Origin of the sequence: Candidatus Planktophila sp., from assembly GCA_030681675.1 — a bacterium.
GTDB lineage: Bacteria > Actinomycetota > Actinomycetes > Nanopelagicales > Nanopelagicaceae > Planktophila.
Genome location: JAUXRP010000003.1, coordinates 1 through 18,677 on the forward strand (window position 1 = coordinate 1; position 18,677 = coordinate 18,677).

The following is an 18,677-nucleotide window of genomic DNA, read 5'->3' on the forward strand; positions in this document are numbered from 1 at the left end:
GACTGCGCCTTTTTTTGAATAGAGGAAAAGATTTGATTATCCCCTGATGCTCCACTTGAAATTTGGCTCGTCGAAAATGTTAATGCAACCATACCGAGCCCTATCATGATGAGTAAAGCGATCTGGGCGGGGTTAATACTAAAGCGTTTAATTGGTGTGCCCAAGCTCATTGAGTTAAGAGCTTTCGCTTTCAAAAATTGAAATGACTTTTTGGACCAACTTTTCTGGTCTAAAGGGTTTTACAACATAGGATGTAGCACCAAGGTCAATGGCCATATCAATATCCTCAACCGAAGATCTCGATGTCAACATCAAAACTGGTATCGAATTAATCTTTGAATCTCTATCTTTGCGAATCTTTTCGAGGACCTCAAACCCATTTAAACCTGGCATCATCGCATCTAATAAGATTAAATCTGGCTTGGCTGACCTAGTTTGGGCCAAACCATCGGCCCCATCAATACCGGTCAGTACAGTAAAACCCGCATTTTCTAAAATTAGAGTCAGGAGATGTCGAATATCCTCATTGTCATCAATGACAAGAACGCTCCTCTTACTCTCACGCAATTGTGTTATTCCCCTATTCTGCGCTGATTATTGCTCCTCAAAGTGTGCAAGCCACGAATGGTGCCCGCGAGGCTAATGAGAGGTTAGAGCTTTATCTTATCTCCATGGCTCAGATATCAACTCGTAAAAGCCTCCACTCTAAAAAGAGAGGTGGAGGCCTAAAACGCGTGTTTGCAGGCTTTATTATAGCCCTCGTTGTGGCAACACCCACAGTTTTACAGAGCTATTTCGGCTTTGGCATCTCCCCGGTTTTATCAGGGAGCATGAGCCCTTTCGCCCAGGCTGGAGATGCTTTTATCACAGTAGAGCGACCGGCCTCGCAGCTATCTGTTGGAGACATCGTTACTTTGCATGTTGCAGATTCGGAGGCCTTCTATGCCCACCGAATTATCGAGATTAGGGAACAAAGTGGCGGCATAAAGCGAATTGTCACTAAGGGTGATGCAAACCCCACCGCTGAGGAGGATCCATTTATGGCCTCACCTCAGGCAATGGTCCCTGTGACGCTCTTTAGTATCAAATGGATCGGGTATCTCCTGGTCTACCTCACATCGGTGCAGGGACGCCAAGCTGGGCTAGCGCTCATAGTAATCGCCAATGTTCTCATGCTTTTGCTTTCGTTATTTAAAAAACCAACCAAAGAGATTTCCTCACGAGGCCAAGATATCTATAAAGGACTTTACGAGGAGAGTTATGAAAATGCAGCAAATGAATACAAGAAGAGGGAGATCTATCGAGATCTCTATGAAGAAGCACACTGGGAACTACAAACTATCAGGGAGAAATAAATGAAACTAGGTTATCTGTCCACACTTAAAACAGTTGGGACACTTTCAACAAAAATTGCAATTGTCGCAGCAGCATCTATTGGAGGAGCATCACTAGTCTCTTCCTCTGTTTTTGCCGCACTTACAGCAAGTGCAACTAATACAACTGCCACCGCAGTCTCATCCGGATACATGAGTCTTACTCAGGCTCCGGGCGGCGCATCGGGAGGATTCACTACCGCAGTTACCGCCATGGCACCACTGGACTCTGTGGTCCGTTTAGTCACTTTAACAAATTCATCTACCTTAAATGCCGCCTCGATGACGCTGGCCGTATCTGATGCGACTCCAACTGTATTGACTACAAACGGTACAACTGGATTACAGACAACTATTCAGCAATGTAGCGTTGCTTACACTGCCGTTACTTATGCATGTTCTGGCACAGAAACAACTGTCCGTGCTGCATCCTCACTGCTTTCTTTGGCTACACCACAGGCCTTGACATTAATTCCAGCATCTCTATTAGCGGGCGGTGTCACATACCTGAAAATCACTATATCTTTACCAGACTCTACTGATAATACTCTCAATGGAGTTATTCCAGCAGGCATTCAAAATAAGAGCGCTGCTTTAACTTGGACAATTGCTGCAACTCAACGAACAGCAACTACAACTAACTCCTAATACGAGATAACACCAGTGTGGGGATTGAAGGGAGGGTAATTTTTATGAAGAAGATAAAGCTTGCCCTTATTGCAGCTGTAGTAGGCGCCATATCCATGGCGCCTACTCAGTTGCTCCCTGCAGCTGCAGCAATTCTAGGCAGTGCTATATCTCCCTCACTATCGGTGAGCACTGGCGATTTTGGAGCCGTTGCAGGCGCTTCCTCTGCTGCAACTGCTACAAGTGCATATGTGGTAGATACTATGGTCTCATCCTGTTCTTTCAATCAAACTACAGTGAACTCCAATACACCTAATAATTCATCCACTATTGCTCTACAAGCCGTAACGAACTTGGCAGTGGGAATGATTATTTCAGGTAATGCTGGAATTGCTGCCGGTACAAAAATTACGGCAATCAATACCACAACAAAGGTCATAACCATCACCCCGAATACGACGGCACAGATTGGTAAAAGTGTAAGTCTAACTTTTTCTGGCTGTTATCAGAAATACTTCAACGTCAATAATATTAGATCGATAGCACTTTCCTCATTTCAAATTTCGCAGACCGTTAATACCGTATCTCCCGACAGTGTTACCTTGCAATCCTGTGCTGGTACATGGACCGAGGCAACTGGCGCATGTACAGGTGCCATTACTAATATAGTTGTAACAACTAGCGGGACCAGTGCCTTCATCACAGTCTCGGGCGCTCTCAGTGCCGTAACCGGAACAGTCCGTCTGCGGGCGTTGTCTAATACCAGTGGCAGAACTTCTACTGTTTCAATAAATGTTGCTCGAGTTAATTTGCGCGCGGCAATAACTACAAACTCTTAGTCAACGACCCAGGTATCTCCAGAATGAAGGAGTTTATCCAGATCACCAGCGCCTTGTGCCTGGATGACGCTGGCTAACTGATCATTGACCATTGCCGAATATCCCGGTCGAACAACATCACGAAAAACGCCTATCGGGGTGTGCTCGAGATCTGAGCCAGACAGGCGCGATAGAGCGAAGGCATATGAGGGATCAGGATCGTGTGCATCATGAACAACGAGTTGAGATTCATCTACTGAACTCAACTCAACTAACTTAAGTGTTGCCCCGTCCCTAATAACACCAAAGGTAGAGGATTTTATGGGTTGGCCATGCACCATCTGTAGCAGAGAGCCCTCTTTGGTTTCATTGTCTTTAACCTGATCAAATGCGCCATCGTTGAAGATTGGGCAGTTTTGATAGATCTCGATGAGGGCCGAGCCCTTGTGAGAAGCAGCTTGGCGCAAAGTTTCGGTTAAGTGTTTGCGATCACTATCGATAGTGCGTGCAACGAAAGTTGCTTCAGCGCCGATAGCCAGAGAGACAGGATTAAATGGTGTATCGAGTGAGCCATATGGCGTGGATTTTGTAATCTTTCCTAGCTCACTAGCTGGCGAGTACTGGCCCTTAGTTAAGCCGTAGATACGGTTATTAAATAGCAAAATCTTTAACTCCACATTACGGCGCAGTGCGTGAATCAAATGGTTGCCACCGATTGAAAGAGCGTCGCCATCACCAGTGATAACAAAAACCGTTAAATCTGGTCGACTAATTGCTAAGCCTGATGCAATTGCCGGAGCGCGCCCATGGATGGAGTGCATCCCAAAAGTATTCAGGTAATACGGAAAGCGCGACGAGCAACCAATTCCTGAGATAAAGACGATATTTTCGCGCGGGATTCCGAGTTCAGGCAAAAATGCCTGCATCGTTGAAAGCACCGAATAATCGCCACATCCAGGACACCAACGAACCTCTTGATCTGACGTGAAATCTTTCTTTGTAAGTGCAACATCAGTCATTGTGAAGTACCCCCATTGCAGCTTCGACTAATTCGGCCGTTGTAAATGGCAGACCACGTACCATGTTGTAGCCCACGATATCCTTTAAAAACTTGGATCGAAGCAGCATTGCTAACTGCCCTAAATTCATTTCAGGTGTTATTACCGTTTCATACTTCGCAAGCACTGCACCTAAATTCTTAGGAAGTGGGTTTATATATTTGAGGTGAGCTTGGGCGATTTTCTCACCATTGTTGCGAAGCTCCTCAACGGCCGATGCAATTGGGCCAAAAGTTGAACCCCAACCAAGGAACAAAACCTTTGCATCACCTGTTAGATCATCGACTTCGATATCAGGAACTTCGATCCCGTCGATTTTTGCCTGCCGTGTCCGCACCATAAAATCATGATTGGCAGGCTCATAATTAATCTCACCGGTCTTATCCTGCTTTTCAATTCCTCCGATACGGTGCTCGATTCCGGCAGTACCAGGGATCGCCCAAGGTCGTGCAAGAGTTTCTGGATTTCTCTCATAGGGAAGAAAATTCTCTTGGCTCTTGGCAAATCCGATATCGAATTTCGGCAACGCGGCAACATCTGGAATCTTCCAAGGCTCTGAACCGTTAGCGATATATCCGTCGGATAATAGAAATACCGGAACCCTATACGTCGTTGCAATCCGCACCGCCTCCATCGCCATCGTGAAACAGTCACTTGGAGTCGATGCGGCGATAACGGCAGCAGGTGATTCACCGTTTCGACCAAACATAACCTGGAGCAGATCTGCCTGCTCCGTCTTAGTTGGTAATCCCGTGGATGGGCCACCACGCTGCACATCGATAATTATTAGCGGCAGCTCCAACATAACGGCGAGGCCAATCATCTCGCTCTTAAGGGCAATGCCCGGACCCGAAGTAGTTGTAACACCTAGGGCTCCTCCATATGAGGCACCCAGTGCTGATCCCACCGCAGCAATCTCATCTTCGGCTTGAAAAGTAATGACACCAAATTTTTTATGCTTTGAAAGTTCATGCAATATATCTGATGCAGGAGTAATGGGATATGAACCAAGAAATAATTTCAACCCACTTTGTTGTGATGCAGCGATTAATCCATAGGCGAGTGCGATATTTCCGCCGATGTTTCGATATATCCCTGGGGACATGTGTGCAGGTGCAACTTCATATGAGGTTGCAAAGTCTTCACTTGTTTCGCCGTAGTTCCATCCAGTGCGATATGCAATTAAGTTCGCCTCCAAAATATCAAGCTTCTTTGCAAACTTCGCCTTTAAAAACGCCTCTGTTGCATCCGTTGGACGGTGATACATCCATGAAAGTAGTCCGAGTGCAAACATATTTTTAGCACGCTCGGCCTCTTTGCGTGAGAGTGGAAGCTCTGATAGCGCCGATACAGTCATAGACGTAAGTGCAACGGGATGAATCTTGTAACTACTTAAAGTTCCATCCTCAAGAGGATTAGTTAGGTAGCCAACTTTTGTTAAGTTGCGAGAAGTGAATTCATCTTTATCGACGATGATTGTTGCACCTCGAGGAATATCCTTAATATTTGCCTTGAGCGCCGCTGGATTCATTGCAACTAATACATCGGGGGCATCACCGGCAGTTCTTACATGGTGATCAGCGAAGTGAAGTTGAAATGAGGAGACACCTGGCAACGTTCCTTGGGGTGCACGGATTTCTGCTGGAAAGTTCGGCAAAGTCGAAATATCATTTCCTAAACTGGCAGTGTCCATTGTGAAGCGATCGCCAGTGAGCTGCATTCCATCTCCACTGTCTCCGGCAAATCTAATAATTACGGATTTGACGGCGACAGTTGGTTTGCTCATGGCTCACATCTTGCCACCGCAGAGCCCGTGGGGCATTAGTTTTAGAGCATCTCATTGGTCACGTTTTGCTCACTCTGAGGGTTAGCCCTGTTGCCAGCCCCTACTTTCCAAAGAATCTCCGGAAGCGCCTAAAAACCGCCTTGCCGAAAGCGTTAATTTGACCGCGGAGTGAGATTTTCAAAACCTTGGCCGATGCTGGCTCATCTGGTGAGGCAACGTCGCGAAGTGATGGTGAGTTTAAATCAAGTGAGTCGGCGATGAGTTCGATGTTAGCTACCATTGAAATTCCTCGAACTATCTGTTCTTGATCAACATCCTTGGCATCTGAAATGAGCGCCTCAGCTAAGGCCGAACCTGCCTCTCTGGCATCTGTCGTAGCGCTCTGGTGTGAATCGTCTGAACTCGAACTTTCATCCTCAAACTTAGATGAGATTGCAAAACTTGCCGCAGACAAAGCAACGGCTATCGCCTTTTGAGTTGAATCGGCAATTCCACCTTTGACCGCAGAATCAAATAACGTTCGGGCAATGGTTCGAATCTCTACAACAGTATGTTCCAGTGCGATACCTTGAATGTAGATCTCTTCCGCTTCATCCTTCTTAGCAGTTGAGAACCAGCGCGCATGCCCTCGTGCTTCAACTGAGTGAGAACGGATATTTGGAATCTCCTCGTTGAGAAGTCGAGCTTTAGCGAGCCAATTTCCCGCCTCTTTTTGTGTATATCCCGAAGCAACGCCTTCAGACATCGTTGCTAATAAAGCTGCCGCCTTTACACTGACCGATTTAATTTGATCCAAAGAGCGGTCAATAGGAGTTTTGTGGTGGGAAAAATATGAAAAGAAGATTGCAATTGCTGCACCTATGAGCGTCGAGCCAAGTCGATGCAACGCAGTGCTCTCAGGTAAACCTGGACTAATGACTATGAGCGCGGTGACCGGAACATTGATAGATGCTACTTCACCTAGGTGTAGTGCCCGAGCAACTACTGCGCACATAATTATTGTGAGGCCAACTGAGATGAAACCAAAATCAAAGAGCGCAACCGCAGTAAGGGCCACGCTCGCACCGATGGCAGTACCGACAATTTGACCAAGGCCTTCCCGAAGTGATTTATGGAGTGAGATACGAATGCTTAATGCACAAACAATCGCCGCGACAACTCCTCCATTTTTTATGAGTAAATCACCCACTTGCCAAGCCGTCGCACCTGCCAGTCCAGCAACGGTAATTTGTCGAACCCACGTTTTACGCTGGCTAAAAAGGGCGATAACTCTTCTTATCAAGCCAGATTTCTCATCCATGGGGCACTCTCGCAAAGCTCGAGTCAATGGATGTGAGATCTCGCCCTACGGGGCTATTAATCAAAATCAGCGCACTCGAAAGCATTAAAGCAAGTGCGATTACGGTCGAGTTTCTCTTTCCTAAGCGCTGTGGAACTCCACCGATGTTGCTCTCTCGATCCTGCTCTAAATCTTTCAGGACGTTAATGAAGTGAAAGGCAACACCAAGCATTGCACCTACAGTTAACACCCACAGCGGTGGTGTGCGATCGATGGCATAAAAGATTGATGCCGGCAATGCAGCACAAGCCACTGCATACGGTAAAGGTGAGAGTGGAGAGAACTTAAAGTAAAAGTTATAGGCGATCCCGCAGCCAACACCTAATAGGTACACAAATCCGCCCTTGATACCAAGGGGTCCAATTAAGTTAGCAATTACTGCAATGGGAATGAGAAGAAACGTTGCCCTGCGAAGCTGCTGCAGTGATATAGCCCCGGCAACCAAAGGCTTGTTTGTACGGCTATGTTTTACATCATCACTGTAATCACAAATGTCATTGCTCCAACCAATTACTAGCTGGCCTAAGAAAACCGTAAAGGCGATTACAGATGCAGGTCCGACCCACCACAACTTTACCGAAAGTAGAAATGAGATTGCTGTGATAAGCATGGTCGGGCCAAAGTGTGCCGCTTTTGCATATGCTTTTAATTTCATGGTTCGCTGGGTAAATAGTGCTTGGCTAGACCATTTCGAGCGAAGGCTAATAGAGTTAAGTTGAACTCTGCTGCCAAATCAATTGCTAGCGAAGTCGGTGCGCTGACGCCAACAATGGCTGAAATACCAGCACAGATAGATTTCTGTACTAACTCATAACCGATCCGCCCTGATACAACCAAGGTCCAATCACTTAAGGGGAATTTCTTTTCTATAATCGCAGCACCAATTACTTTATCAACAGCGTTATGACGACCAACATCTTCGCGAACCCAAACAGGCTCCCCCTTCGGACTAACCAGGAGCGCTGCATGTAGACCTCCCGTTTTTTCAAAAATACGTTGACGTCCATCTAGAAGTGAGGCCATTACAGCTAATTCTTGAATACTGTGGCTTGGAGATGTGGTTTTAACAATGCCTCGTTTATGCAAATCAGAAATACTTGTAGAGCCACAGACGCCACATGCCGAGGTAATTGTAAATCGTCGCTCTAAAATTCTTATCGGCTCTTGCGAACTCTGTACAACTTCGGCAATGACAACATTTGCTCTCTGGCGAAGAGAGAGTGTCTTATCGGCACATACCTTGATGCTTACCAATTCATCTGGAGATGTAAGAAAGCCCTCACCCCAAAGAAAACCTGCGGCAAGTTCGAGATCATTGCCGGGTGTTCGCATTGTGACGCCCAGTTGTTCTTCAACTTCCCCACGTTTAATGCGGATTTCAAGGGGCTCTTCGACCACTACAGAGTCAGAGGTTGGTGCAGCTGAATCGGTTCTTTGCACCCTTACCTTTGCAATCGATGAAGGTGCGAGCTCATCACCTGACATGACGATAGAACTCAACGTTCTCTGGAGGCAAAGGGGCCCTACCAAGAATTAAATCGGCGGCTTTTTCTGCAACCATCATTACCGGTGCATATATATTGCCATTAGTGACATATGGAAAGACCGATGCATCACAGACGCGTAAGCCAGAAACTCCGTGAACCTTCATTGTCAATGGATCTACAACTGACATTGAATCAGTACCCATCTTCGCCGTGCACGATGGATGCAAAGCAGTTTCAGCGTCCTTGCGCACCCATTCAAGAATTTCTGCATCACTTGAGACTGAACTTCCAGGAGATGATTCACCTGCGTTGTAGTCTTTCATAGCGGGCTGAGTCAAAATTGTACGGGCTATTTTTACAGCCTCAATCCACTCGCGGCGATCTTGATCAGTGGATAGATAATTAAACTGCATAGCAGGCTTTTCAAATGGGTCAGCGCTTTTGATTTTCAACCAGCCACGCGAATCTGAGTACATTGGACCAACGTGAACTTGATAGCCATGCCCGCGAGTATCTCCAGTACCGTCATATCGAATTGCAAGAGGCAGGAAATGAAACATCAAATTGGGATACGTGACTTCATCATTACTACGGGTAAATCCACCAGCTTCAAATTGATTTGTTGCACCTGGACCTTTACGAAAAAATAGCCACGCTGCTCCAATTAATGGTCTGCGCCAAAACTGGGTTATTGGTTGTTGGGTTACTGGCAACTTACATTTGTATTGAACATAGACTTCAAGGTGATCTTGTAAGTTAGCTCCGACGCCGGGCAGATTGTGAACCATCTTAATCCCAAGTGGAGTTAAATCCTTCTCACTGCCAATTCCTGATAGCTGAAGAATCTGCGGCGTATTTATGGCACCACCACATAGAACAACTTCACGCGAAGTAAAAATCTTTTTCTTTCCTTTAATCATCACCTCAACACCTGTTGCCGTTTTTCCATCAAAGAGAACTTTGGTGACATGAGCCCGTGTTTTAATAGTTAAATTTCTTCGCTTCATGACAGGATGTAAGTAAGCACGTGCAGCACTTAAACGTCGCCCACGATAAACATTTCGATCAAAAGCGGCAAAACCCTCTTGGCGATAGCCATTTACATCATCGGTGCGTGGATAACCCGCTTGTTCGGTGGCCTTAAAGAATGCAGCAAATAGCGGACCTTTAACGGGACCGCGCTCTAACTTAAGAGGGCCACTGTGGCCACGAAAAACACTTTTCTGATCGGCTAAAGTATTTTCCATCTTTTTAAAATACGGCAGACAGTGGGCATAGTCCCAACTACTCATTCCGGCATCGTGCGACCAACGTTCGTAATCCATTGGATTTCCGCGTTGCCAAATCTGGCCATTGATAGATGAGGATCCGCCTAAGACTTTGCCGCGCGCGTGATAAATGCGGCGATTGTTCATGTGTGGCTCCGGTTCGGATTCATACATCCAGTCGTAGCGTTTATTTCCGATTGGGAAAGCTAGCGCTGCAGGCATATGTATAAAAACATCCCATTTGTAATCTGGGCGGCCAGCTTCAAGAACTAATACTGAGTTGGATGAGTCTTCACTCAATCGATTAGCTAAGGCGCTCCCAGCAGATCCACCACCAACGATGATGTAGTCATACATGGATTCCATGTCGCTCACTCTACTAATAAAACAACGCCTGTACTTAGCGATTTCTCGCTAAGTACAGGCGTTGCTCTTACCTATTGAGAGTTAGCCGAGCCAAGCCTTGACTGTGTCAGGGTTAGCATCGATCCATTTTTGAGCCGCAGCTGCTGGCTCCATGCCGCTTTCAATGTCGGCAGCTACTGAGTTCTGATCAGCATTTGTCCATTTAAAGTTCATCACGATAGTTGAGAAGATTGAACCTGAGTCCATCAACTTCTTACTCATTAACTTTTGTAGTTGAGTCTCTGGGTAATCAGTTAGTCCGCTTGCTTTAGCAGCATCGCTCCAGTCGTTAGGCGGGAACTTAATTCGTGACTGCTCTAGACCAGGAATCTTTATAAAGAGAGTGCCTGGAGTATAAAAGTAGGCAAGCGCAGGAGTCTTATTTGCCTCTGCCTTGGTAAGAACATCAACAAGTGCGGCCTCTGAGCCAGTTGCTATCGCTTTGAAGTTCAACTTATTAGCTGCAATCATCTTCTCGCCAATAGTTGTATACCCCGGAGGACCTTCATACCAAGCGCCCTTACCGCCTGAGTCGGCAGTTTTAAACAAATCTGCATATTTATTTAAGTTCGCCGAATCCAAAATATCTGGATACTTAGCTGCCATCCAAGGAGCCACATACATACCAATCAGGCCTACGTTTCCGTTGTCACCTGCCTCTAAAACTGCGCCACGATCTACCCACTCTTTCCAGCGTCCGCCGCCCCAATCTTCAATGATTACATCTATAGATCCAGCTTCCATCGCATCATAAGTAACGCCGGCCTCTTCAAGGGTTGTCTGCGTAATTGTGCAGCCATTTGCCCTCGCAACTTCGGCCACAACTTGAGCCGATGCCGTATATCCATTCCATGCATGCATTGCGATTGCCCATGTTCCGCAATCGCTAGCTTCATCCGCGCTCTCATTTACACTTGAGCTGCAACCTGCAAGAACAAGTGCTCCAACAACTACAAGCGATACCGCCGCTGAGCGGCGTCCAAGGCTAAATTTCAATTTTCTCCTCCTAAAGGTAAAAACGTTTATGCCGAGCGTATTCTAGGGGAGCGATATAAGTAAGAGGTAAGACCAAGTGTTTTAGCGTTTTTTACACTCTCTGCGCACTAGCCTGCGCTATACGGTCAATCGTCACACCAAGAAGTAAAATTACTAAACCAGCTACTAGACCTTTACCCTGTAGTTCAGGCTTTGAGCCACCTAAAATAACTAAATAGCCAAGGCCACCGGAGCCGACAAAGCCACCGATTACGACTACCGCTAACACAAAGATCATGCCCTGATTAGTTGCCAGCAAGATTGATTTCTTAGCCGCTGGTAACTGCACTTTAGTTATTATCTGTCGTACAGTAGATCCAGCCGCTGTTGCCGCTTCAATCATTGATTCGGGGACGCTGCGAATACCTTCGCCAACTATTTTCACGACTACTGGGATTGAGTATACGATTCCAGTAGCTATTGCAGTGAAACGAGTCGGGCCAAAAAGTCCCAGCATCGGAATTAAATACACAAAGGCCGGCAACGTTTGGCCGGCATCTAGAAATGGGCGAAGAATTTTCTCTGCACCTTTATTGCGACCAACCAATATTCCAAGAGCAATTCCAATTGTCATTGTCATTAATGTTGCAACAATTGTCTGAGTTAATGTAATCATCGCCTCATGCCAAAGTCCTGAAAAAACGATGAGAGAGAGCAGCACTGCCGCAAGAATGGCAACGCGTTTTCCGCCGATGACAAGGGCCAAGAATATAATCGCAGCGAGAGTCACATACCATGGAGAAAAAGCTAAGAGCGTCTCCAAAGGATTTAATACCCAGTTAGAGATGAAATCCTTAAAACCAACGGTGAAGATATAGAGATTTGTTGTTATCCATTTTGTCGCACTATTCGTTACATCTTCCACTTGCGAAGAGAAATTAATCGAAGTTGGCCACACGGCAAGTGATAAAACCGTACGAGATGCGAAAATTGAAACAATTGCGGCTAAACCAGCAACTCCCACTTTTATCCGATTATTTCGAATTTGAACCGCAGTTGGTGGAATAAAACTCTCTTGGGCTTTAGCCGCTGCACTCGTGCTTCGATCCAATAAAATCGCTACAAAAACAACTGCAAATCCGGCAACAAAACCCTGGCCGACATTTCGAATAATGAGTGCATCAACTACAGGCTTTCCTAAACCCGGTGCGCCGATTAAAGCGGCAATCACAACAAATGAAAGCGCGGCCATTACAGTTTGATTAATGCCTAAAACGATCATCTGCTTAGCCATTGGCAACTGGACCTTCGTAAGAGTTTGCTTAGCAGTTGACCCCATAGAAACCGCAGCTTCAACAGGTGATTGATTCAAATTTCGAATTGCATGTGAGGTGATACGAATTGAAAGTGGGATGCTATATACCATAGTTGCAATAGTCGCTGAGGCTGTTCCGATTAAGAAGAAAAGGGCAAGGGGTGCTAAATAAACCAACGTAGGAAGAATCTGTGCTAAATCTAAAAATGGTGTCAATATTTTCAGCACTCGATCGGATAAACCTGCCCAAATCCCTAAAGGAATTCCGATAAGCAGCGACAGGAGCACAGATGCAAAAGTCATAGCCAATGTATCCATAGTGAACTGCCACATTCCTAATGCACCACATGCCAACAAAAGTGCGGTTGCAAGGAGTGCGGTACGCAATCGACTTGTGGCATAAACAGTAAACGCGACAATTGCTGCGACTCCAAACCATCCTATGAGTGGAATGATCGAGTTACCGCGAGGAACTGAAATGAGGGTACGAATCGCTTCAACAAATCCATTGATTGTGGCGCGAATAGGATTAAAGAAATAGATAAAAGCCGCACTCTTTGTTCGGTTGCCGCGAATCGATGCCGCTGCATCGCCAACAGAGGTAGTAAAAGATGTATTTTCTGCAGTTGACAGTTCAAGTGTGTGGTCACCTTGGAAAATACGGGATAGGAAGACCCAGACAAGTGCACCACCTAGTAAGAGCTGAGATTTTTTCACATGAAGCATTTATGCAACACCAGAAATTAGCCGCAAAACATCCTCGCTAGAAACAACGCCAAGCGCCTTACCATTATCGTTTACCCGAACAGGTTTGTGCGTCTGCAAAATCACTTGTGCGGCATCTCGAATAATCATTGTTGCTGGTAGCTCGGGACCATCTATATCTTCACCGGGTTCGGCAGGACGCGCTAAATACTTAAGTGATAAGACATGCGATTTAGCAATGTCGCGAACAAAGTTAGCAACGTAATCATCGATTGGATTAGCAACTAACTCTTCAGGTGTACCGATCTGAACAACTGCACCATCGCGCATGATGGCAATACGATCACCAACCTTCACAGCCTCTGACAAATCGTGAGTGATAAAGACCATCGTCTTGCCGAGCTCGTGGTGTAGACGAATAACCTCTTGCTGCATATCGCGACGAATAAGTGGGTCTAGTGCGCTAAATGGCTCATCCAAAAAAAGAACTTGAGGATCTACTGCCAGAGCTCGAGCTAAACCAACACGCTGTTGCATTCCACCTGAAAGCTGTTCTGGGTAGGCATTGGCATAACCCTGTAATCCAACTAGTTCTATAACTTCATTGGCACGCGCATGACGTTCGGCCTTTTTCACTCCATTTATTTCAAGGGAGTATGCAATATTGTCGATAACTTTTCGGTGAGGCAATAAACCAAAGTGTTGAAAAACCATTGAAAACCGGGTCTTGCGCAGTTCACGCAACCGCGCAGCATCGACAAGTAAGACATCCTCGCCCTCAAAAGTAAGTGAGCCTGCTGTGGGTTCAATTAAACGAGTCATGCAGCGAACGAGTGTCGACTTTCCAGAACCAGATAAACCCATGACAACAAAGACTTCACCCGGCGCGACATCAAATGAAACATCCCGAACTGCGATTGTATTTCCAGTTTGAGCACGAAGCTCTGAACGCGTTAAATCGGCAAGTGGACTGCCTATAACTTTCTCAGCGTTTGATCCAAAAACTTTCCAGAGGTTTTTAACTGAAATCATTGGTGCTTCACTACTCACTCAATAATCCTTTCATTCGTTAATCTCTGAACCATCCAGATCGACTAGGAGCATTGTTGGTCCAAATGTGTTTGATTTCAAGGTACTCACCCAAGCCATGCTCGCCTAATTCGCGGCCAATTCCCGATTGCTTGTAACCACCCCACTCAGCAGCTGGACGATATGGACCAAAATCATTGACCCAAATAGTGCCATGGCGTAGTGCACTGGCCACACGAGCCGCTTTTTCAGAGTCACTGCTCCACAGGCCTCCTGATAAACCAAAATTCGTATCATTTCCTATCGCTATTGCTTGCGCTTCGGTATCAAATACTTCTACCGTCATGATCGGTCCAAAAGACTCTTCTTGGACGCAAGACATGGACGATTTAGCGTTATCTAGAACTGTTGGCAGGTAATACCAGCCATCGGCATGTTCGGGCTTCTCACTTCGTCTTCCACCCACTAAGAGTGTGGCACCCTCAGCAACACCCTTCTCAACATATTCGCTAACATTTTTTAAATGTGCCGCGCTAATTAATGGTCCAGCTTCGGCCAATTCATCATCTGGTCCCCCAAGTCGAATCTTTGCTGCGCGTCGAACAATTTCATTAACCACACGATCATGAATCGAACGTTCAACGATCAATCGAGTTCCTGCCGAGCACACTTGTCCAGAGTGCAAGAAGGCTGCAGTCACGGCGTTATCAATTGCAGCATCGATATCTGCATCGGCAAAGATAATATGTGGATTTTTACCACCGAGCTCGAGGGCTAATTTTTTCACCGTTTGCGCTGCCGCCCTCATAATTGTCTGGCCCGTTGTTAACCCACCAGTGAAAGAGACTAAATCTACGCGTGGATCATTAATGAGCAGAGTGCCAACCACAGAGCCAGGACCTAAAATTAAATTTGCAACTCCTTTTGGAGTACCAGCTTCTTCAATTATTTTCATGAGAGCAATTGCACTCTGAGGCGTTAACTCGGAGGGCTTAACAATAAAGGAGCATCCTGCTACTAGAGCAGGAGCAACTTTCCAAGCGATCTGCAAGAGCGGATAGTTCCAGGGTCCAATAAGGGAGGCAACACCGAGTGGCTCGTGAACAATGCGGCTACTTACATGCGGTAGACCAACATCAACCTTTCGTGCATGCTCTTTAGCGCCAAGGGTTGCGAAGTGTCTAAATGTCGAAATGACATCGGCGACATCATATTGGGCCTCGATAAATCGCTTTCCGGTGTCATCACTCTCTTTACGGGCGATTAAGTCGGCATCACGCTCTAGTAAGTCGGCAATTGTTGAAACTAAATCACTACGTTCTTTAAAACTCCATGAGGTAAATACACCAGAGTCAAAAGAGTTTCGGGCTGCGGTGATTGCATCGTGCACATCGGCCTGTGTCGCTTGTGAAACCGTGGCGACAACCTTTTGATCGTGCGGACTATGGACATCATGGTTGCCGTCATCAGATGCCGCTCTCCAAGCTCCATCGATAAAAAGCGTTGTGACCATAGTGGATTTAATCTAGTTGGCTTTTGCGCATAGCGACAAACTCGTCGAGCTCTTGTCGCATACGTAGATCCATGTCAGGAGCGACGTAATCCTCCAACTTTTTCTTGTAAATTTCACTAGCGCGTGCCTTCGTATCCCTAGCACCCAATCGGGTCCAACGTTCGAAATTATCGCTGTTGGTTAAAAATGGTCGGTAGAAGCAGTCACGGAAGCGCTCCATGGTGTGGGCCGCCCCGAGGAAGTGACCCCCGTGTCCGACTTCAAGATGGGCATCAAAGGCTAAAGATTCAATAGTAAATTCAAGTGGAGTGAACTCAGTCATGAGTGATTGGAGGATTTCAATATCGAGAATAAACTTTTCATAACAAGAGACCAGGCCACCTTCTAACCAACCTGCAGTATGCATTACCCAGTTAGTGCCCGATAAAAATGTAGGCATCATCGTCATCATGGATTGATATGCAGATTGTGCGTCAACTGTCTGTGAAGAGTTCAAGCCTCCACCGCCGCGAAATGGAAGATTAAAACTTCGTGCGATTTGACCGGTACAGAGAAGACCAATTCCAGATTCTGGCGTACCAAACTGTGGCGAACCCGATTGCATATCGATGTTAGATAGAAAAGAGCCAAAAACTATTGGACATCCCGGATTGAGTGTCTGCGCGAGCGCAATTCCAGTTAATGCTTCAGCTATCTGTTGTGCCAGTGTGGCAGGAATCGTTACAGGGCTCATTGCGCCCATCAAAAGAAATGGTGTAACTACAACTGGTTGCCCCGCTAAAACATATTCACGAAGTGAGTCCAGCATTCGATCATCCCAACGCAAAGGTGAGTTGCAATTAATCAGAGAAATCAGAGCGGGAGTTTCAACTATCGCTTCACGACCACCATGAATTATCTCTGCCATTGCGATGACATCTTTTGCATTCTGGGCCGTGACAACATTACCCATAAAAAACTTATCGGTCAGCGTAGCCGCGGCATAGGCCATATCTAAGTGGCGTGAATCAAGGGATAAGTCGTTAGGTTCGCAGACAACACCACCGACGCTATCTAGCGCATCAAATGATTGCGCTAACTTGCAAAAATTTTCGTAGTCATTAAAGGTCGCATCGCGGCGAATATCGCCTTCGCGTACAAATGGTGGACCGTAAACGCCACCAAAGACCATCGAATTACCACCAATGTGAACATTATTTTTTGGGTTGCGAGCGCGAAGGTTGAACTCACGTGGCGCTAATGCGCACTGCTTCAAAATCCAGTCTGGATCAAATTTAACGTTCTCGCCTTCAACGCTTTGTCCAGCCTCACGGAGAAGATCTATAGCCCAAGGCGACATGAACTCAATGCCAATTTCAGAGACGATTCGGCGCCAGCCAGCCGTTAACGTCGCCATAGATTCTTGGCTTAAGATTTCATATCGTGGCATTCGATTTTCAAACATGAAGCACTCCTTCGTGTCTATTGACCATTGGACACGAACGAGAATACCCTTAGATAGTGGAACAGTGGTTCCATATTATGGAACACTATGGTAACCGTGAAAGGAGGGGTGATGAGTGAGTTAGTGAGGGGAACACAGGCTATCGATCGTGCCAGTGCCTTGCTTATTCACATTTTAAAATCTTCGACCCCGCCACTTTTATCTCAACTGGCTCGTACCTATGAAATTCCAAAGAGCACTACCTCACGGATGCTCAGTGCTCTAGAGCGTCAAGGGCTTATACGTCGAGATCAACAAGGAGCCTTCATCGCAGGGGATGTGCTGACTCAATTTGCCCGCTCACAAAATCACGACTCAGTGTTGATCGCGCGAGTACATTCGGTTTTGGAGAAATTAGCAATGATTACTGGAGAAACAGCAAATTTAGCCATTGCAAGTAATGGCGAAATGAAATTAATCGATCAAGTTGATGGCCATTATTTATTAGGTGCAACAAACTGGGTTGGTAGAGGTATTCCTTTTCATGCCTCAGCTCTCGGGAAAATTCTTTTGGCGTATGGCGCAGCAACGATTCCACTTGGCAAACTTGAAAAACTCACGGCAAAGACAATTACTTCTCGACCAAAACTATTGACTGAACTCGAGAACGTTCGCAAAAAAGGATATGCAATTATTATCGATGAACTCGAAGAGGGATTAGTTGCAGTAGCTGCGCCCATTCGTGAAGATGATGGTCGAGTTGTTGGAGCAATTTCAATCTCTGGTCCATCTCCACGATTAACGCAGAGAGATTTAGCCAAGATAGGCGAAGTTATTATCCAAGAGATCCACTCACTCCAGGCAAAACATGAAGGAAAGATAGGTGCAGCATGACTCATGACGACATAATCAAGGCGCTCTTTGACGAGACCTTAGTTGGCAATGCTCCTGCCGTTTTAGAGTTAACTAAAGCGGGGATCGCCGATGGTATGACTCCGAGCACTATTCTCTTTGATGCCCTCATTCCAGCGCTCGAAGAAGTGGGTGCTCGATTTGAGCGCGGAGATTTCTTTGTTCCAGAGATGCTCGTTTCCGGTAAGGCGATGTCGGGGGCACTCGCATTTCTGCGTCCCTTGTTAGCAGAAACAGGCGCTGAAACTGTCGGTACGTATTTAATGGGAACAGTTAAGGGCGATGTTCACGACATCGGTAAAAACTTAGTAAATATCATGCTCGAAGGTGCCGGCTTTAACGTTATTGACCTGGGGGTACAGGTTGCTCCTGAGAAATTTATCGCTGGAATTCTCGAGCACAAGCCAGATATCGTTGGAATGTCGGCCTTTTTAACGACGACCATGCCGATGTTTAAAGTCAATATTCATGAAATTACAAAGGCTGGTCTTCGCGATCAAGTCATCATCATGGTTGGTGGAGCTCCAGTTACTCAGGAATATGCCGATGTCGTTGGCGCTGATGGTTTTGCCGCCGATGCATCGACTGCAGTACGTATTGCTAAGGATTTAATCGCTAAGAAGCGTGCTGCGGTTTCTGCATAA

17 protein-coding genes are annotated in these 18,677 nt (G+C 46.2%); 5 read left to right on the top strand and 12 right to left on the bottom strand.

Annotation, left to right across the window (positions count from 1 at the left end):
• Positions 1 to 174: 174 nt before the first annotated feature.
• Positions 175 to 567, bottom strand: coding sequence for a response regulator (locus Q8K48_00545; GenBank protein MDP1850889.1), 393 nt, complete (start codon positions 565 to 567; stop codon positions 175 to 177).
• Positions 568 to 671: 104 nt separating this feature from the next.
• Between Q8K48_00545 and Q8K48_00550 the strand changes: the two genes are divergently transcribed.
• Genes Q8K48_00550 through Q8K48_00560 form a run of 3 tightly spaced genes read left to right on the top strand, consistent with a single transcriptional unit; the run spans position 672 to position 2,839 of the window.
• The gene (locus tag Q8K48_00550) at positions 672 to 1,355 is read left to right on the top strand and encodes a signal peptidase I (protein MDP1850890.1); all 684 of its coding nucleotides are present in this window, start codon (positions 672 to 674) and stop codon (positions 1,353 to 1,355) included.
• Positions 1,356 to 2,021, top strand: coding sequence for a hypothetical protein (locus Q8K48_00555; GenBank protein ID MDP1850891.1), 666 nt, complete (start codon positions 1,356 to 1,358; stop codon positions 2,019 to 2,021).
• Between the two features lie 44 nt (positions 2,022 to 2,065).
• A complete protein-coding gene (locus Q8K48_00560; protein ID MDP1850892.1) occupies positions 2,066 to 2,839 on the top strand; it encodes a hypothetical protein in 774 nt (257 codons plus the stop codon).
• Here Q8K48_00560 and Q8K48_00565 read toward each other — a convergent pair.
• From Q8K48_00565 to Q8K48_00615, 11 genes are all read right to left on the bottom strand, one after another.
• On the bottom strand, positions 2,836 to 3,837 hold the full coding sequence (locus Q8K48_00565) for a 2-oxoacid:ferredoxin oxidoreductase subunit beta (protein ID MDP1850893.1): 1,002 nt from the start codon (positions 3,835 to 3,837) through the stop codon (positions 2,836 to 2,838). The genes Q8K48_00560 and Q8K48_00565 overlap by 4 nt on opposite strands.
• Positions 3,830 to 5,662 (bottom strand): 2-oxoacid:acceptor oxidoreductase subunit alpha, encoded by a 1,833-nt coding sequence (locus Q8K48_00570; protein ID MDP1850894.1) that lies wholly within the window; start codon positions 5,660 to 5,662, stop codon positions 3,830 to 3,832. Before Q8K48_00570 ends, Q8K48_00565 begins: the two co-directional genes overlap by 8 nt.
• Before the next feature lie 100 nt (positions 5,663 to 5,762).
• Positions 5,763 to 6,962, bottom strand: a complete 1,200-nt coding sequence (locus Q8K48_00575) for an FUSC family protein (GenBank protein ID MDP1850895.1) — start codon at positions 6,960 to 6,962, stop codon at positions 5,763 to 5,765.
• Positions 6,955 to 7,656: a UbiA family prenyltransferase gene (locus Q8K48_00580; protein MDP1850896.1), complete on the bottom strand. Its 702-nt coding sequence runs from the start codon at positions 7,654 to 7,656 to the stop codon at positions 6,955 to 6,957. Before Q8K48_00580 ends, Q8K48_00575 begins: the two co-directional genes overlap by 8 nt.
• On the bottom strand, positions 7,653 to 8,501 hold the full coding sequence (fdhD, locus tag Q8K48_00585; protein ID MDP1850897.1) for a formate dehydrogenase accessory sulfurtransferase FdhD: 849 nt from the start codon (positions 8,499 to 8,501) through the stop codon (positions 7,653 to 7,655). The genes Q8K48_00580 and fdhD overlap by 4 nt, the downstream gene beginning before the upstream one ends.
• Positions 8,476 to 10,122, bottom strand: a complete 1,647-nt coding sequence (betA, locus tag Q8K48_00590; protein MDP1850898.1) for a choline dehydrogenase — start codon at positions 10,120 to 10,122, stop codon at positions 8,476 to 8,478. The genes fdhD and betA overlap by 26 nt, the downstream gene beginning before the upstream one ends.
• A gap of 81 nt (positions 10,123 to 10,203) precedes the next feature.
• A complete protein-coding gene (locus Q8K48_00595) occupies positions 10,204 to 11,157 on the bottom strand; it encodes a glycine betaine ABC transporter substrate-binding protein (GenBank protein ID MDP1850899.1) in 954 nt (317 codons plus the stop codon).
• Between the two features lie 91 nt (positions 11,158 to 11,248).
• A complete protein-coding gene (locus Q8K48_00600; protein MDP1850900.1) occupies positions 11,249 to 13,177 on the bottom strand; it encodes an ABC transporter permease subunit in 1,929 nt (642 codons plus the stop codon).
• A complete protein-coding gene (locus tag Q8K48_00605; protein MDP1850901.1) occupies positions 13,178 to 14,206 on the bottom strand; it encodes a glycine betaine/L-proline ABC transporter ATP-binding protein in 1,029 nt (342 codons plus the stop codon). It lies immediately after the preceding gene.
• Positions 14,207 to 14,225: 19 nt separating this feature from the next.
• Positions 14,226 to 15,698: an aldehyde dehydrogenase family protein gene (locus Q8K48_00610; GenBank protein MDP1850902.1), complete on the bottom strand. Its 1,473-nt coding sequence runs from the start codon at positions 15,696 to 15,698 to the stop codon at positions 14,226 to 14,228.
• Between the two features lie 7 nt (positions 15,699 to 15,705).
• Positions 15,706 to 17,142, bottom strand: a complete 1,437-nt coding sequence (locus Q8K48_00615; GenBank protein ID MDP1850903.1) for a trimethylamine methyltransferase family protein — start codon at positions 17,140 to 17,142, stop codon at positions 15,706 to 15,708.
• 111 nt (positions 17,143 to 17,253) lie between these two features.
• On the opposite strand from Q8K48_00615, the gene Q8K48_00620 reads away from it, so the two are divergent.
• On the top strand, positions 17,254 to 18,015 hold the full coding sequence (locus tag Q8K48_00620) for an IclR family transcriptional regulator (protein ID MDP1850904.1): 762 nt from the start codon (positions 17,254 to 17,256) through the stop codon (positions 18,013 to 18,015).
• Positions 18,012 to 18,677, top strand: coding sequence for a corrinoid protein (locus Q8K48_00625; GenBank protein ID MDP1850905.1), 666 nt, complete (start codon positions 18,012 to 18,014; stop codon positions 18,675 to 18,677). The genes Q8K48_00620 and Q8K48_00625 overlap by 4 nt, the downstream gene beginning before the upstream one ends.